This is a genomic window from Exiguobacterium sp. U13-1 (genome assembly GCF_001750115.1).
GTDB lineage: Bacteria > Bacillota > Bacilli > Exiguobacteriales > Exiguobacteriaceae > Exiguobacterium_A > Exiguobacterium_A acetylicum.
This window is the reverse complement of the sequence record NZ_CP015731.1, coordinates 771,631-788,208: the sequence shown is the minus strand read 5'-3', so window position 1 is coordinate 788,208 and position 16,578 is coordinate 771,631. Positions and strand designations below refer to the sequence as shown.

Genomic DNA, 16,578 nt, shown 5'->3' with positions numbered 1-16,578 from the left:
CTCACTGACAACGAGCGAGAGCGATTCCGAAACAACCCTTGTGTTATTCAGGTACTGGACCTGTCGATTGCCGAACCATCAAATTGACCGGGATGACGTCACGTGTCGTGACCCGTTTTTTATTGACGATCTGTTCAATCAAGACTGATGCTGCGTGCTGACCGATCGTTTCCGTATCTTGTCGGACCGTCGTCAGCTTCGGTGTGATGTACTGCGCCATGTAGATATCATCGTACCCAACGACTGAGATGTCTTCTGGAATCCGTAAACCGGCTTCATGAATCGCTTCAATCGCACCGATTGCCATTTCATCCCCGGCAACAAAGACGGCTGTCGGTCGTTCAGGTAGTGCCAGCAATTCGTTCATCGCCCGCTTTCCTTCTTCACCGGAAAAGAATCCGCCATTGACGAGATAACCATCTGGAATTGGTAAATCAAGTTGTTTCATCGCTTGCTGGTAGCCTTCAATCCGCGCTCTTCCGGCATCTGTCGACGTATCCCCCGCAATGTGGGCGATCAACCGATGACCGAGTTCATGCAGATGATTGACGGCAAGTGCGCCACCGTTGATGTTATCCGAGTAGACGACACTACAATCGGCACTGTCCATGTCGACGACGACGATCGGAATCGTACTTTGAATCAACTCTTGGACGTGTTGATCCATCTGATCGGAACAGATGACGACGATGCCGTCGACTGCCCGGTGTCGGAAATGCTCGAGGTAACTCATGTCGCGATTGCGTAAGTTCCGCGATGCGAAGATGAGGTCATACCCTTGTTGTTCTGTTGCTTTTCGGAAACTTTCAATGATCGCGTTGAAGAACGGATGCATCATTCCGACGCCATGTGCTTCCGAGAACATGACACCGATCGTCCACGAACGTTTCGTCGAGAGCGACTGGGCGTGCGCGTTCGGTAAGTATCCCATCTCGGCTGCTGCCTGGACGATTTTTGCTTTCGTCTTTTCGCTGACATCCGAATAATTATTTAAGGCTTTTGAGACCGTTGTAATCGAAAAACCGGTCATCTTCGCTAAATCATAAATTGTTCCCATGCTACTCACTCCATTTCACCGAAAGCGCTTTCGATAAATTTAGTATACGAAGTCTCTCTGGAAGTTGCAACCTATTTTTTAATGAAAAATCAGATAAATTGAAAACGTTATCATTTACACTAGATTCAATACGAAAAGAGCTCGATTTTCCTTTCAATACGAACAAACGTTTGGTATACTTAAAAAAACACACTTCGCCTTTTTTAGAAAGGAGCTTTCCCATGCCAATCAATCCGTATCTTGTCTTCAACGGCAACACGCGCGAAGCAATCACGTTCTATGCACAGGTCTTTGGCCAAGAACTACCAGAAATCATGGAGTTCGGACCAGGTCCCGGTCCTGATGGTCAGCCTTTTCCAGAAGAGATGCAGTCACTCATCATGCATGCCCAACTGATCGTTCATGGAACCCGGTTAATGTTTTCGGACGCAATGCCACATGATCCAGTCACAATTGGTCAGAATGTCACCTTGGCACTTCACTTATCTGACGTGGATATCTTACAGACGACATTCGATCAACTTGCGAAAGACGGCAATATCATCATGCCAATCCAAAAAACGTTTTGGAGTGAAGCATATGGAATCGTCGAAGATTCATTTGGTGTTCAGTGGCAACTCAATCATGAAGTGAGTGAAGTAACGGTGTAACCATTAAACTTCCCGAAAACTCGGGGAGTTTATTTTATGACTTACTTTGAGCGGAAGAAGCAAAAGCATCTATGATAAAGTCGAATAAAATCCAAGGAAGTGTTTTTCAGAATGGATAATGCAGTCTTGCATAAAATAAAGACAATCGAAAACGCTCTGAGACGAATACAGGACGTTTATGCAGATGCCCCTAACCTTTTAAAAGATTACACTAAACTAGATAGTATCATTATGAATATTCAACGCGCATGTGAAGCAAGTATCGATCTATCTATGTATTTAGTCAGAACACATAAGCTAGGAATACCAAAATCGAGACGTGATGGTTTTCGGTTACTTGAAGAAGCACATCTCATTGACGTGTCTCTTGCTATTAGTCTAATCAACATGATTGAATTCTGTCGTATTGCTATTCATGATGATCAGGCGATCGATTTAAACAATCTTCGAAAGATAATAAATCATCAACTTGAAGACTTTTTGACGTTCATTCTAATTGTTGTTCAATCAGATATTTAGTTCCATATAAATACTTTTTAGATATTTAAATTGATGTTTTTTCGTTTTTACATACTCTCATTAAATAAATCCCTAAAAACATTGTAATACATTGACAAATTATATTCGAATAATTAGTGTGTATTTTAGAATATGTATTATGAATTTGGAGGTTTTTAGAATGGAAATGAATTTAGTGAGAACGAACGGAAGTGACGCTATTACGGAGGGGCTACAACGTTATCAACCAGTCGTGCGTTTCAAACTTGCCGAGGTCATGCAAGAACGTCAATTAACGCAAAGTGATTTACACAAACTAACAGGTATTCGCTTAGCAACAATCAGTGAAATGGCAAATGCAAAAAAACTATCAATTAATGTTGCTCACTTAGTCGCGCTCATGAGTGCTTTACGTATACAAGATGTTCGTGAACTAGTAGACATCCAGTTCAATGAAGAAGCTATTTCCAATTGGGAACAAGAGCGTAAAGAACACCCAACAGGGCTTTCCCCTAAACAAAAAGAAGAAATGCTTGAGACATTTACAAAAATAAATCAACGTTGATTACTTACTGATATAAGAAGAGAACTTAGTACTATTAAAAGGCAATTCCAAGCATCGGAATTGCCTTTTACATTTTTAAAAACATCAGTTTTTTTACTTTTTAAATTTATTAAATACACCCACCATACGATTCGTTTTTTCAATCTTAACGGGCAACTCTTTTATAGTCTCATCATTGGACGAATTAACTAATCCTGAAACTGATCCAATCAGACCTTTCATTTTATTCGTTGCTTCGTTTTTAGACTCTTCGTAGGTTAATAACTCAACTTCAATTTGCTTGTTCAGTTCAGTCATTTCAATCATATATTTGTAGCTTTCAGATTGTGCTTTTGAATATCGAGCGACTAATGCATTGTATTCAGGTAGTTTTTGCTTTTTTTCTTCTAAAGTAGTATTTCCAAAGAAAAAGTCTAATCCAGCATAAACTATGGAATCGTTTAATTTACGATTGTATGTATCCTCTTCTAGTAGAATTCCAGATATTTCTGTTGTGAGATTGGAAATGTCGTCTGCAAATAACCTTTGTCCCTCTTGTAATGAAACAATCGACTTCTCAATCCAATTTTTAGCATCTTTCGGAGAGTCTAACATGAGCCAAGTAATACTAATGTAAGATTGAATGAATCCAGTAAAATGAATATCAAAGGCTGTTTTTCTAAATTTTGCACGCTGTACACCATAGGCTTTAATAAATTCTTGGAGAGCATTCTTCAACATTTTCTTAGAATCCTTTGGACTCCTGTGATCATCGACTGATTGTTCTAAATAAGTTAACCCCACATAAAATGGTCCTTCTTGAATTGCCTTAATTTCGTTTTCAAACATATCAAACAAACGCGCTTGTTCTGCTTCTAAATCGATTAACTTATTTACGGTTTCTTTCTTTTGCTTCACTCCTTGATAAACCGAGAAAGCTTTCAATGTTCCTGTAATTAAGACTTCTATCATTCTTAATCCTCCTCATAATATTTTTAATAATCGAATCGTTAATTTCATAGTACACAAAATAATAAAAAATAGGTATATATGTAAAAAATAGGTATAATAAAAACAAAAAAATAAAGGAGATCTCTAATGGCCCTAATAGCGGATGAGTTAGAAATAATTCCATTAAGTAATTTATTCAGCATCCCTCTTCGTATCCCCTCGTATCAACGACCTTATAAATGGAGTGCCCGCTTGACTAATCTTTTGTTCATCGATACTTACGAAGCGTTTCAGAACGATTTAGATGAATATCGTCTTGGATCTGTCATTCTTCAAAAAGATAAAAATGATACATATAATATCGTTGACGGTCAACAACGACTCACTACACTTTCAATATTACTTTATTGTCTAGGCGATACAAACCAACCATTATTACAAGAAGAGTATTCCGACCTATCTACAAATGCAATACTGACGAATCACAGCATTCTCTCTAGAAAAACGAATGAATTAAGTCCTAATGAACAAAGTCGCTTTAAAAATTATCTTTTAGAAAAATGCACAACCGTTCAAATCGTCACAGATAAGGAACAGGAAGCTTTTCAATTTTTTGACTCCCAAAATTCACGAGGGAAAGCGTTAGCCCCTCATGACCTCCTCAAGTCTTATCATCTCCGTGAAATGACAACCGAAGATGAGTCACAAAAGGTGAATGTCATTAGTCGTTGGGAAGCTGTCAATCAAGAGGACTTGAGTAACTTATTTAAAAACTACTTATATCCGTTAACTCAATGGTATAAAGGAAAGCATGGTCTTGGTTATTCCACGAGTAAAATTGATTCTTTTAAAGGAATCGACGGCACGCATATCTATAATTATGCGTTATATCATAAAGCCAGTAATTTGTTCATAGAACAATTCAATAAAAATGGTCATCATGAACTACTCGCTTCAAACTCTTTGAATCAATTCCAGCTCACACAACCGTTAATTGCCGGAAAGCGTTTTTTTGACTACATCCTTCATTATGGACAATTACTAGAACAAATTCAGAAGCTCATTAAACAATCCTATTCAGACAACCCGAGCCGGATTCCACGTACAGGAACGGGTGATACTTATATCGTGCAATTATATGAATGCTCACTGCTATTTTTTGCTGATCGATTCGGAATCGAGAGTTTAAATAAATCGGTACTCGATTACTTCTATACCTGGAGTTACTCTCTCCGATTAGTCATGAATGCTGTCTATCAGGAAACGACTAACAAATATGCAATAGGTAAGCATGAACGTCTCAATGAGGGACTCGATATTTTTACGATCATCAGTGAAATGAATACACCGACAGAATTGGATTTATATGTACTAGAGCAACCAGTCATTGATTCAAACAACAAAAAGAAATATCAAGCAGTGTATGATAGACTCTCTCGATCGAATGGATGGTGCTAATATGAGTGATAATCTGAAAGTCATATCAGTAGCAAATGTATTCGCAAATACTAATTATTTGGTTCCGATTTATCAGCGGAATTATGCTTGGAACGAACTTCAAATCCTTCAGTTGATTGAGGATATTGAGAGTGCAATTCTTGATAATGACGACCAAACATATTTCCTAGGAAATCTAATCGTCAATCAGACCGACAACAACGTCTATGAAGTCATTGACGGTCAACAACGTTTAACGACGTTGTATTTACTTGAACGTTATCTGAAGTTTTCTTTTTCAAAAGATGCCCTTCGCTTCGAAGCGCGTGATACATCAAATCGTACACTCGCCCATCTTAGTGATCATCAGTCCGATACATTACCAGAAGAATTAGCTTCGGCTGAAATTTTAAATGGCTATCATATCGTTCAAAATTACTTCGAAACGAATCCAATCAATAAAAAGGAGTTTGCTAAAAAACTAGAATCCGTTTTTTTAATTCGAGTACAAGTTCCAAAAAATATTGATTTAAATCATTACTTCGAAATCATGAATACGCGTGGTGAGCAATTAGAACTTCACGAAATCGCAAAAGCAAAATTACTAGAAGTACTCAAAACCGACCAAGATAAACACGCTGGAGCAATGATTTGGGACAAGTGTTCAAATATGAATTCTTATGTGCAAATGAATTTTGATCCAAATCACAGAAAGACACTTTTCACAGATAACTGGAGCAGTCTTCAATCTAAATTTGAAAACTTTGATACGATCGTTAATCAGATTGATAACGAAAAGAGCACATCACAGTCTAAAAAATCGTTACTTGATATTCTAAATAGTAGCAAAACACCTGATACGAAGAACAAAGAACTTGAAGATGAAAATGAGCGGTTCGAATCAACGATCTCATTCCCTAATTTTTTACTACAGGTGAACGCTGTCCTAAAGAATCCTAATTCAAATGCTAGTTTAGATGATAAACACTTTCTCCAAACTTTAGAGTGGTCTTGGAACAGTCCTGACAACGCCAAACAATTTTTATTCACTTTGTTGAAATGCCGCGTCTTGTATGACAAATACATTGTAAAACGTGAATTCGCCAAAGATTATAAAGAAACAGGCAAGTGGTCTTTGCAACGGTTAGAAAAGTACCGAGATACAAAAAAAAACAGTGATAAACCAGCGTATGTCAGAACACTGAAACTTGAAAGGCAGAATCAAAAATTAAGAACGCTTCAATCGTGTTTGCGTATTACCTACACTTCTCCGAAAACGATGCACTGGATATCGTTAGTCCTTTCTGAATTAATAGATGATGAATCAACAGATCTCATTAATTTACTCGAACAGTACTGTTGTGAGAAAGTCAGCGAAGCTAATTATGAAACGAAATCAGGGTTTGAAATAGAACGAATCGTATTTTCTTATCTAGACTATTTAATTTTCCGTGACGGCTACTCATATAAGAATGAACAACTCGTATTTCCATTAAATGATAACTGGCAGTTCCAGTTCAGAAACTCGATTGAGCATTTCTATCCTCAACATCCGATTGATGGTGCAGTCTGGAAAGATCACGATTTACACGGATTCGGTAATCTCGCTTTAATTACCGTTTCCGGAAACTCGAAATTCTCGAACTTATCTCCACTCAGTAAAATCGACTCTTATCCAAATCTAATCAAACAGAGTCTAAAGTTAACAATCATGCAAGCCATGACGACATCTAGTAAAGAGAAGTGGACTACACAAAAAGCAAATGAGCATCAAAAAGAGATGAACGCTATTTTTCAGAAAGATTTAACGAAACATCTTAGTCAATCGTCTGCAATTTTACAATAAAATACCATAACAAGACTCTGTGAGCATGTTCAATATCGCTTACAGAGTCTTATTTTGTATTAGTAATTCTTGAATTTCACAATTCGACTAAGGTTATTTATTTTTATATATTTTTTATATAATTTGATTTTTTTGCAATGGTATTGATTGTTTTTAATGACATAAGGGAATTTTATCAATACTATACTGTTTCTATTTTTAAAGAAGGAGGTCTAGTATGCAATCTATATTCGCGATTTTACACTACTGTTCATTAGCCATCCTAATCGCAACAATTGCTTATCGCTACCAAATCGTAAAAAAGAGACAGTCTTCAGAAGAAGCAAAAAGTACCCTCGTTCTAATCTGGTTAAGTAGTCTATTGTTCATTTTATCCCTATTCAATGTGTATGCTTTGTATCGCCAAGGTGGTCAGCATGAAATCATAATGTTACCGATTCTATATGTCATTGTATTTAGTTCATTTTGTTGGATACTTTATTACAGCTATAAAAATCCAAGAAGTCGACCCTCTCCTCAGATTTTCATCCCAACTATATTGTTATTCATCTTATTCATACTCACTGTATTTGCGACTGTATTCCATTTCGAGACTACCTTTTATATCGTTCTTTGCATTGGTATAGTAGGTATTTTTATAAGTGTACTTTTTTTATTAAAGCATCAGTCTTTTAAGGAGCTTCCTCGAATATGGAAGTTCGCCTTACCTTTCAGCATCTTACTCTTAGTGACTTCTTATGAAGTGATTACTTCTACCCCCACTGAGATCAATTCAAAATCTGTTACTAGTTCTTCTGACGATGCTGATAGCACGACTACAGGTGGTGAAGAAATAACTGTTGAAGAATCAACAGCAAGTGACTCTGAGCCTGAACAAGATTCTTCTGTCGATACATCAGATACGCCCGATAACAAAATTTACGATCAAACGGAAAAGTACTATGGATCGTATAGTTCTTTGAAACTACAAAAGATCAATAAAAAAATTGAACTAGCTCCTAATTTCTTTTATGAAATCAATCAAATCGAAATCGGTGAGGTCACTGATTATGAGCCATTCGTCAAACAATTTATGTTTGATATCGAACCTGCCTCTGTATTAAAAGTATCTGCGATCGTTCAAAATAATACATCAACAGACTATTACTATTCTTTTGCCGGCACTTTTATCAATAATGGTGTAAACGAGTATAGTCCTGTCGGAAAGTTTACACTTAATAAAAGCTATGATGCAAATGCAGATTTGCCTCTTCTAAAAGCTGGCATGACTGATAAGGGTAGCTTCTATGTTTTTATGGAAGAATCAGCCGATACGCTGGATTCTTTTGATTTATTAATCGGATTACCAACAGATCCTGCTACGGGAGATCCGATTGATTCTTCTTCTGATAACAGCATAACGATTGATCTTCCATGATCTCAAAAGACTTTCCGTATTGTTTACCGGAAAGTCTTTTTTTGCTTTGCACTATTCTCTCTATCCATTTTCCTTGTATACTAATACTGTCCTAAAAAATAGGAATTAATCGATTAATTTTTCAATAAACCACCTCTAATTTCCTAACTTTTAAATTTACATACAAGGAGTAATTTAGTAATGAGTACTACTCGAACAAAAGCAATCAATCTGTTTCAATTTATGGCTTCCGTCAAAAAACTAGGGTTAAAAACGCAGCGCGATACGAAGACATACACTGCGATTTTAGACGAGACGACACTTGCTTTCCCGAACGTCAACTTGACGTCTGATGAAAGTCAACAAACCGTAGTCGAAGTAAAGTTCCAGCCTGCTTTCACGACGAATCGTCCCGCACTTCCAAATAAACTTATCGAATGGACTGTCATCAATGGAGAAGATGTCACACCAAAGGCTTCTCTCCCTACTGAATTGACTTCCATTTGGACGACTTATGAATTAGCCGTTCGAGACTGGAAAGAGAAAAAACGCCAACATGAAAAAGCACAAGCCCTCTATGATTTGATGTACCGCATGTATCAATTCCAAACGACGGATAATGATACACACGAAATCGTCTGGTCGTTCGGTCATCTTCATTGGCCAATCCAATCCATTAAACGTCCTTTGTTCGTTCGACCGGCTGTCATTGATTTTGATACGGAAAAGAGTGTCTTCCGCATCGAAACGACACCGACCTTGCCAAAGCTCGAGTTGGACATGTTGAACTGGGATAGTGTTTGGATGAAAGCCGAACTTTCCGAGTATGAGCTTGCCTTTAAAGAAGATCATGCTTTTGACTTTAATCCATGGGACGATGACCAACTCCAAGAGCGGAGTGAACAAGTCTTACGCTTATTGCATGCGGACCATGCCTATGGTGAGGAAGCAGATGTCTACGTCTTGCCAAACATTTGTCTCTACCGTCGTCCTAAGTCCAACCATAGTTGGGTCGAAGAACATGAACATCTCGCAGAAGCCATTGAACAAGACTTACCGCTCTCACCAGCACTCGAGCAATTTTTTACTTCTGACGATGCTGCCATCGCCGCACTCGATCAACAAGATCGAACAGAGTGGCAAGCAGTCGGAGAAGAGATTCTATTCCCTCTTCCGTATAACGAAGAACAAAAACGGATTCTCCAACAACTCAGTAACAATGCAGGTGTTGTCGTTCAAGGTCCTCCCGGTACCGGGAAGAGTCATACGATTTCGAATTTGATTTCGCATCTGTTGGCACATGGTAAGCGGGTCCTTGTCACAAGTGAAAAAGAGCACGCGCTTACTGTTCTTCGTGATAAGTTACCTGCTGAAATTCGTGAACTTGCCGTTTCCGTTCTTGGGGCAGATTCAAAGACGATCAAACAGACAGAAACATCCTTACATGGGATCTCAAGTTATTTGAACAAGACGTCTGCTGAAGAACTAGAAGCCAGTGCTACGACGATTCGCCAGCGATTAGAGTCGATTCGTCAAGAGATCGCATCGACTCGTCGGACGATGCTTGATCAAGCCATTATCGAACATGATGGTCTAACCATCGGACAAGAAACAAAAACACCACTCGAATGGGCCAAGTGGATCAGTCAATCAACACTTTCGACACACATCCCGACGCCACTCTTAACAGAAGAGGCACCGATGAGTGCGATCGATATTCAAGAATTATATGAATTGATGCAAGATCAAGAGGCATTGGCTGAACTTAAAATCTTAGGTCGTCGTCCTATGCGAATGTCTTTTGCCGAACCATTACTTTTTAAAGAGATCGTCAATGAAGTACAGACACTACGCGAACTTGAACCAATCGCTTCATCAGTAGCCTGGATGAAATCTGCCACGGATGACACGAAACATCAACTTTTAGACTGGTTGCGTCAGTCATCTCGAAAATATCCACTTCTTGAGCAATGGACAGTGAATCTGTATCGTCATTGGTTGGCACACCCATCTGATTTCGATGAACTTGAACAAGATCGCTTATCGTTCGAGCAGGCGTTGCATGAGATCGAGCAACTTGAACGAATCGTCTCTCTTCACGACTTCACGATTCCGGAAACCGATCAAGATGTCGCTGTGCTCGCAACAGAACTCTTACCGTTGTTTGAATGCAATAAGGTCGATGGTGTGTTCTTCAAGTGGACAAAACGAAAAAAATACGCCTTCCTATTAGACGAAGTGATGATTGATCAAAAACGATTAACAAATGCTACTGATGTCACACTGCTTTTACAGTACCTGACGTATATCGACTCACTTCGAAAATTGGAACGTACCTTTAAACATCGATTCGAGCACCACTCGATTGAGGTGACGATACCTGAAATCACGACGTACAGAAAAGCACTTGATGTCTTCCGCTCTCTAGACGACATCATGCAGCATTTCACACAAGTCGTTCGTCCATTGCAGGCAAGTTATGAACAACATGATTTCATGTATGAAGCGGACTGGCTAACAATGCAAACACATGCACTCGAAACGTTATTCGAGTTGAATCGTTTAGATGAATTAACAGCCCAGCAACAGACCTGGTTATCACTACTCGATGTAGCAGAGTTGACGCATCCCATCACCCTACCTTTGCAACAGGCAATTCGTGACTGGGATACGGATCAGTATGCAGCTATTTATGAAGAACTAAGAGTTCTAGAAACAAACGAACATCGAGCGAGCCGTTTACAAACCCTTAGTGACACACTCGAGCAAGCAGCACCAAATTGGATCACAACATTACGGACGAATAGTGCACCGACGTTCCACGCGCTCGAACTTCGAGATACCTGGCACCTTGCCTATGTTAAAACTCGACTGGAAGCATTAAGTGATGCAGACGAGCGTGAACACTTGCACCGCCTCGAGCAGGAAGAAGGTCAAACCGTCGCACGTCTATGTGCCACACTAGCATGGAAAGAACAACTCAAGCGGATGACGCCTTCGAAACAAGAGCAACTGAACAGCTGGGCGACGTTGATTCGTAAAGTCGGCAAAGGGACTGGGAAACATGCCCCACGTTACCGAAAAGAAGCAGCTAAACAAATGATGCAGGCGCAAGACGCGATTCCGGTCTGGATCATGCCTGTCAATCGTGTGCTTGAATCCTTCAAGGCAGCAAATGATCTCTTTGACGTCATCATCTTTGATGAGAGCTCTCAAAGCACGATGGACGCGATTTCTCTCTTATCACGGGCACGTAAAGCCATCATCGTTGGAGATGATCGCCAAATTAGTCCGACGAGCTTTGATAATCGGGATAACGTCGAAGAAAAGCGAAAGACCTATTTTGGGGATGATTCCACGATGGCGTTGTTCGATGGAACGAGTAGCCTCTATTCACTCGCTTCCGTTAAGTTCAGTACAAAAGTTGGATTACGGGAACACTTCCGCTGCGTCCCGGAAATCATCGGCTTCAGTAACGCTCATGTCTATGAAGGTACGATTGTTCCACTCCGCTTACCACAGCGAGCTGAACGACTGAATCCTGCGGTAAAAAATCATTTCGTCAGTGATGGATATGTCGACGAGACGACGACAGATAAGGTCAACATTCCGGAAGCTCGTGCCATTGTTGCTGAATTAAAACGAATGATTCAAGATCCGCTCTATCACAATCGGACGTTTGGTGTCGTCTCTTTACTTGGAAATGCGCAAGCGACGCAAATCGAGCGGATTGCAACATCGGAAATCGGAATTGATGTCTTGATGCAGCATCAAGTACGCTTCGGAGATGCGTATACGTTCCAAGGAGACGAACGAGATGTCATGCTTCTCTCAATGGTCGTCGCACCGAATAAACGCTTCATGTCGATGACAAAAGAAACGGATAGCCAACGCTTCAACGTCGCGGCTAGTCGAGCCCGCGATCAAATGATTTTGTTCCATTCCGTGACGTTAAACGATATCGGAAACAACAATTGTATGCGCTATAAATTACTTGGGTATTGTCAAAATCCCCTTGGTGACCAAGCATCATTCGATAGTGTGAAACATCGCTTTGATTCTCCATTCGAAGAAGCTGTCTATCGTCGCCTCGTTGCACGTGGTTACCTCGTCACACCACAAGTACAAGTCAATGGCTATCGGATTGACCTCGTCGTTGAAGGTGAACACAATCGCCTTGCTGTCGAATGTGATGGAGAGCGTTGGCACGGTCCAGATGCTTATGAAGCAGATATGTTCCGACAAAAAGTATTGGAGCGCGCAGGCTGGCAATTCTGGCGTGTGCGTGGTCGTCATTTCTACCAAGATGCTGATCGAGCAATGGAATCATTATGGACGACGCTTGAAGAGATGGAGATCAAACCGGCTCTACTTGAATATATCTAAGGAATGTACGTGATCAACAATTTTCTAGACTATCAAAAACACCTTTCATCGTCTGCTTGAGCGATTCAAGAGACTTTTGAAAGGTGTTTTTTTACCAACTTATTTAACGATGATTTTACGTTTGATGCTTATTTGATTCCCCGCCTTATCTGATACACGATAAGTTAGATAATAAGCACCTTTCTTTTTCGTATTAACGGTTCCGCTGACTTTTATTTTCTTCGTCAAAGAGCCATCCAGGTTATCTGTCGCACGTACACCCGTCATCGGATTAAACAACGATTTATATTTAATCGTCTTTGTAGTCGCTCCTATGATGACTGGTTTCGTCATATCTTTAACAATGACTTTACGAGTGACGGTTGTTTGATTCCCCGCCTTATCACTTACGCTATACGTTAATTTGTATGTTCCGATTTTCTTACTGTTGACACTGCCGCTCACCTTGATTGATTTCGTCAACATCCCATCGACATTGTCTTTAGCGGATACACTTTTTCGTACATCGAACTTTTGATTCAGAGCAACTGTTATATCCTTTGCACCACTGATAACTGGCTTAATCGAGTCTTTGACCGTAATGACACGGCTTACTTTCGCAATGTTACCTGCTTGATCCATCACTGTGTAGATCAACGTATAGTTGCCTGCCCGCTTTGAATCAACGGTTCCAGTAATTTTGATTTTACTCGTCAAGTTTCCATCGGTTTCATCAGTAGCAGTTACGCGATCAGATGGATTAAATGTTTGTCCTAAGTTGATGGTTTTCTTCGTCACACCCAAAATAATTGGTTTGATGACATCACTTACTCGATGCTCTACTTTTTCGCTTTGATTGTTCGAAGCATCACTTGCGCGGAGACTAATCATCGTCCCGGCCAGAAGTTGAGAAACCGGATGTGAGAAGCGACCAGATGCATCTGTGATAAACTCAACTGTCGTTTCTCCGATGAGCATCGTGATCTTAGCACCAGGTTCAGCTTGACCTGTGACAGTAGTTGAACGATTCGTCACACGATCAATCATCAGTATTGCGGGTGGTGTATGATCCTCAACAAGGAAGCTATATTCTTTATTTTTTAGACCATTTACTTCAGCAACTACAGTTAATCGTGTTCCGATTTTTTGTTGGTCTAATTTTAATTCGAATCGCTTTGAATCATTAATTACCGTTTCCGCAATACTTTTTCCATCTTTTATCACATTGATACTCATTCCAGGAGTACCACTCCCTTTAAGTATGCTTTCTTTCTCTAAGAAAGCCTCTATGCTGTAAACATAAAATTGTTGTATCCCAATATCTGAATGGATTCCCAGTGCGTCAATTGCAATATATCGAATCTGCATATCACCCTTAATCGGAATTGAATTAATAAATACCGGACTCGAAGCCGTAGGCGTCGTACCATCTGTCGTATAGTGGATTTTTGCACCTTTCGTTGCACTTAAGACAATCTTTTCTCCTTCAACATAGATTCCACTAGATAACGAAGACGTAACAACAGGCTTGGCACGATCTAAAATGTTATACGATTTAGTCCATGTATTTCCAAAAATATCTTGGAACACAAAATCTAACTGACGTTTTTCTCCAATCGAATAGTCCTTGACACGAAATGTCCCATCCGAATTTATATTTAATTTTTCACCTTCCAATGTCACATCTACTACGGGAACAGTAGCACCCGAAAAAGTGATTTTCCCATCGCTTTCCACAAGCGGCTCATCATAGATTTCAAATGGTAACTTTTTGTTAAGCAAATTATTACTTGCCGTCATACTTGATATGTTATTGCTACCACTTATCACGACTCCACCTTGGTAAAGCGAACCCGAACCGTAGCTAAAACTATTGGCGTAAATAGTACCAGTGACACGGACACCACCATAAATCCGCATGGCTCCAAGTACATAAACGTTTCCATAGACAGTAGTTCCACTTAGCGTCGCAATAGCTTTTGGTCCGATATAAAGGTCTCCAGAAATCGCTTTGTAAGTTAAAGATGTATTTCCGGTATAGAATGTTTTACCTAAAGGTTTGATTCGTGCAAACACCATAAATGTATAGCTGCTTAATCCTTCAGTCACAATTGTCTTATTTCCGTTTAAGTCTTCCACTTCAACAGAACTAATCTTCCACTCACCAGCATCTAGGTCTGCAGTCAATTGAAGAGATGTTTGGTACTCATCTAGATTTGTTGAAGGAGAGAGTGCAACGATTTGTTCCTTCAGAGAAGAACTATGTTGGTATGTCACCTTAACACTTTTTATTTTAGTATCGTCAGTCGCTCTAACCTTTATCTCTAAAGGCTTTGTTTGATCAAGAAACGTCTGACTGAGTGATAATGATTTAAAAATAGGAGCTACCTTATCACTTTGATAATCTTCTAAAATGAATTGAGTTTCTTCTGTGAAACGAGCATCTCTACCATAAAAATCTGTGACATTACCTGCCTTATCATAAATGAACAGATACTTTGGTTTCCAAGTTCCAGATGGCATGTCTTCTTCCATTCGAATTTGTCCTCGATATACATCTGCCGTAGCATCATATGTCATGGTTATTTCTTTCTTATTTCCAGTTTGAGGCGCCTCATAAGAGAAATGAATCCACTTGATTCCACTACCCTCATCACTCGCCTTGATTGTGATGTTCACAACGTCTCCGACTTTCACCGTGTTTTTATCTAGCACAAGACTCTCAAGTGTCGGCTTTTTAACATCGGCTAACGTAGTGTCTGATAACTCAAATCGAGTCTCTTCAGTAAAACGAGCATCTCTACTATAAAAATCTGTGACATTACCTGCCTTATCATAAATGAACAGATATTTTGGTTTCCAAGTTCCAGATGGCATGTCTTCTTCCATTCGAATTTGTCCTCGATATACATCTGCTGCAGCATCATATGTCATGGTTATTTCTTTCTTATTTCCAGTTTGAGGCGCCTCATAAGAGAAATGAATCCACTTGATTCCACTACCCTCATCACTCGCCTTGATTGTGATGTTCACAACGTCTCCGACTTTCGCCGTGTTTTTATCTAGCACAAGACTCTCGAGTGTCGGCTTTTTAACATCGGCTAACGTAGTGTCTGATAACTCAAATCGAGTCTCTTCAGTAAAACGAGCATCTCTACTATAAAAATCTGTGACATTACCTGCCTTATCATAAATGAATAGATATTTTGGTTTCCATGTTCCGGATGGCATGTCTTCTTCCATTCGAATTTGTCCTCGATATACATCTGCCGCAGTATCATACGTCATGGTTATTTCTTTCTCATTTCCAGTTTGAGGCGCCTCATAAGAGAAATAGATCCACTTGATTCCACTGCCCTCATCACTCGCCTTGATTGTGATGTTCACAACGTCTCCTACCTTCACCGTGGTTTTATCCACCATAAGACTCTCGAGTGTGGGTTTTGTAACATCTGCCGCACCTTCTACAACATTCATCGGAATAGTACCAATTACTAAAGCAATTAAAATTAAATATAAAATCCACTTTTTTATCATTTTTCTTTCTACCTTCTTTACATATTTTTAGTTTTTTAGAAATTCGAATTCATTGCAAAAATAAAGATACTTATAACTCAATATTACTTTATCAATTAATTCCCAATAAATGATTTCTGAACTTTAGGTCAATGCTTTTCCACTTGGGCATTTTATAAGATCCAAATCATAAAAATACCTTAATATACCATTATTTAAATTATAATGGTATATTAATTACTGAATGGTTTTTTAGTTTTAGACTCAGAAATAAAGAGGTCTTTTTGGATATTTTATAGAAAGAATATATAAATTATG

10 protein-coding genes are annotated in these 16,578 nt (G+C 39.3%); 7 read left to right on the top strand and 3 right to left on the bottom strand.

Translation table 11 applies throughout. From position 1 onward, the window contains the following. Positions 1-43 precede the first annotated feature (43 nt). The gene (locus tag ESP131_RS04110; protein WP_069940230.1) at positions 44-1,057 is read right to left on the bottom strand and encodes a LacI family DNA-binding transcriptional regulator; all 1,014 of its coding nucleotides are present in this window, start codon (positions 1,055-1,057) and stop codon (positions 44-46) included. A 221-nt stretch (positions 1,058-1,278) separates the two neighbouring features. Between ESP131_RS04110 and ESP131_RS04105 the strand changes: the two genes are divergently transcribed. The 3 genes from ESP131_RS04105 (at position 1,279) to ESP131_RS04095 (ending at position 2,770) form a co-directional block, all read left to right on the top strand. Beyond that, on the top strand, positions 1,279-1,707 hold the full coding sequence (locus ESP131_RS04105) for a VOC family protein (RefSeq protein WP_069940229.1): 429 nt from the start codon (positions 1,279-1,281) through the stop codon (positions 1,705-1,707). 111 nt (positions 1,708-1,818) lie between these two features. Then, positions 1,819-2,226, top strand: a complete 408-nt coding sequence (hepT, locus tag ESP131_RS04100) for a type VII toxin-antitoxin system HepT family RNase toxin (RefSeq protein WP_069940228.1) — start codon at positions 1,819-1,821, stop codon at positions 2,224-2,226. Positions 2,227-2,386: 160 nt separating this feature from the next. Further along, positions 2,387-2,770 (top strand): helix-turn-helix domain-containing protein, encoded by a 384-nt coding sequence (locus tag ESP131_RS04095; protein WP_069940227.1) that lies wholly within the window; start codon positions 2,387-2,389, stop codon positions 2,768-2,770. 93 nt (positions 2,771-2,863) lie between these two features. Here the strand turns inward: ESP131_RS04095 and ESP131_RS04090 are convergent, their stop codons facing one another. Beyond that, a complete protein-coding gene (locus ESP131_RS04090; protein ID WP_069940226.1) occupies positions 2,864-3,721 on the bottom strand; it encodes a hypothetical protein in 858 nt (285 codons plus the stop codon). 126 nt (positions 3,722-3,847) lie between these two features. Between ESP131_RS04090 and ESP131_RS04085 the strand changes: the two genes are divergently transcribed. From ESP131_RS04085 to ESP131_RS04070, 4 genes are all read left to right on the top strand, one after another. Further along, the gene (locus tag ESP131_RS04085) at positions 3,848-5,158 is read left to right on the top strand and encodes a DUF262 domain-containing protein (RefSeq protein ID WP_069940225.1); all 1,311 of its coding nucleotides are present in this window, start codon (positions 3,848-3,850) and stop codon (positions 5,156-5,158) included. Further along, complete coding sequence (locus ESP131_RS04080; protein ID WP_231925683.1) at positions 5,145-6,983, top strand: DUF262 domain-containing protein; 1,839 nt, start codon at positions 5,145-5,147, stop codon at positions 6,981-6,983. The genes ESP131_RS04085 and ESP131_RS04080 overlap by 14 nt, the downstream gene beginning before the upstream one ends. A 217-nt stretch (positions 6,984-7,200) precedes the next feature. Continuing rightward, on the top strand, positions 7,201-8,400 hold the full coding sequence (locus tag ESP131_RS04075; RefSeq protein ID WP_069940223.1) for a hypothetical protein: 1,200 nt from the start codon (positions 7,201-7,203) through the stop codon (positions 8,398-8,400). Between the two features lie 180 nt (positions 8,401-8,580). After that, the gene (locus tag ESP131_RS04070) at positions 8,581-12,765 is read left to right on the top strand and encodes an AAA domain-containing protein (RefSeq protein ID WP_069940222.1); all 4,185 of its coding nucleotides are present in this window, start codon (positions 8,581-8,583) and stop codon (positions 12,763-12,765) included. A gap of 99 nt (positions 12,766-12,864) precedes the next feature. On the opposite strand, the gene ESP131_RS04065 is transcribed toward ESP131_RS04070, so the two are convergent. Continuing rightward, entirely contained in the window at positions 12,865-16,281 is a 3,417-nt protein-coding gene (locus tag ESP131_RS04065) for an immunoglobulin-like domain-containing protein (protein WP_069940221.1), read from the bottom strand. Positions 16,282-16,578: the final 297 nt, after the last annotated feature.

Excerpts from the sequence above, each read along its gene's own strand:
- ESP131_RS04110 (WP_069940230.1), bottom strand. The coding sequence starts at position 1,057 with ATGGGAACAATTTATGATTTAGCGAAGATGACCGGTTTTTCGATTACA.
- ESP131_RS04105 (WP_069940229.1), top strand. The coding sequence starts at position 1,279 with ATGCCAATCAATCCGTATCTTGTCTTCAACGGCAACACGCGCGAAGCA.
- hepT (WP_069940228.1), top strand. The coding sequence starts at position 1,819 with ATGGATAATGCAGTCTTGCATAAAATAAAGACAATCGAAAACGCTCTG.
- ESP131_RS04095 (WP_069940227.1), top strand. The coding sequence starts at position 2,387 with ATGGAAATGAATTTAGTGAGAACGAACGGAAGTGACGCTATTACGGAG.
- ESP131_RS04090 (WP_069940226.1), bottom strand. The coding sequence starts at position 3,721 with ATGATAGAAGTCTTAATTACAGGAACATTGAAAGCTTTCTCGGTTTAT.
- ESP131_RS04085 (WP_069940225.1), top strand. The coding sequence starts at position 3,848 with ATGGCCCTAATAGCGGATGAGTTAGAAATAATTCCATTAAGTAATTTA.
- ESP131_RS04080 (WP_231925683.1), top strand. The coding sequence starts at position 5,145 with ATGGATGGTGCTAATATGAGTGATAATCTGAAAGTCATATCAGTAGCA.
- ESP131_RS04075 (WP_069940223.1), top strand. The coding sequence starts at position 7,201 with ATGCAATCTATATTCGCGATTTTACACTACTGTTCATTAGCCATCCTA.
- ESP131_RS04070 (WP_069940222.1), top strand. The coding sequence starts at position 8,581 with ATGAGTACTACTCGAACAAAAGCAATCAATCTGTTTCAATTTATGGCT.
- ESP131_RS04065 (WP_069940221.1), bottom strand. The coding sequence starts at position 16,281 with ATGATAAAAAAGTGGATTTTATATTTAATTTTAATTGCTTTAGTAATT.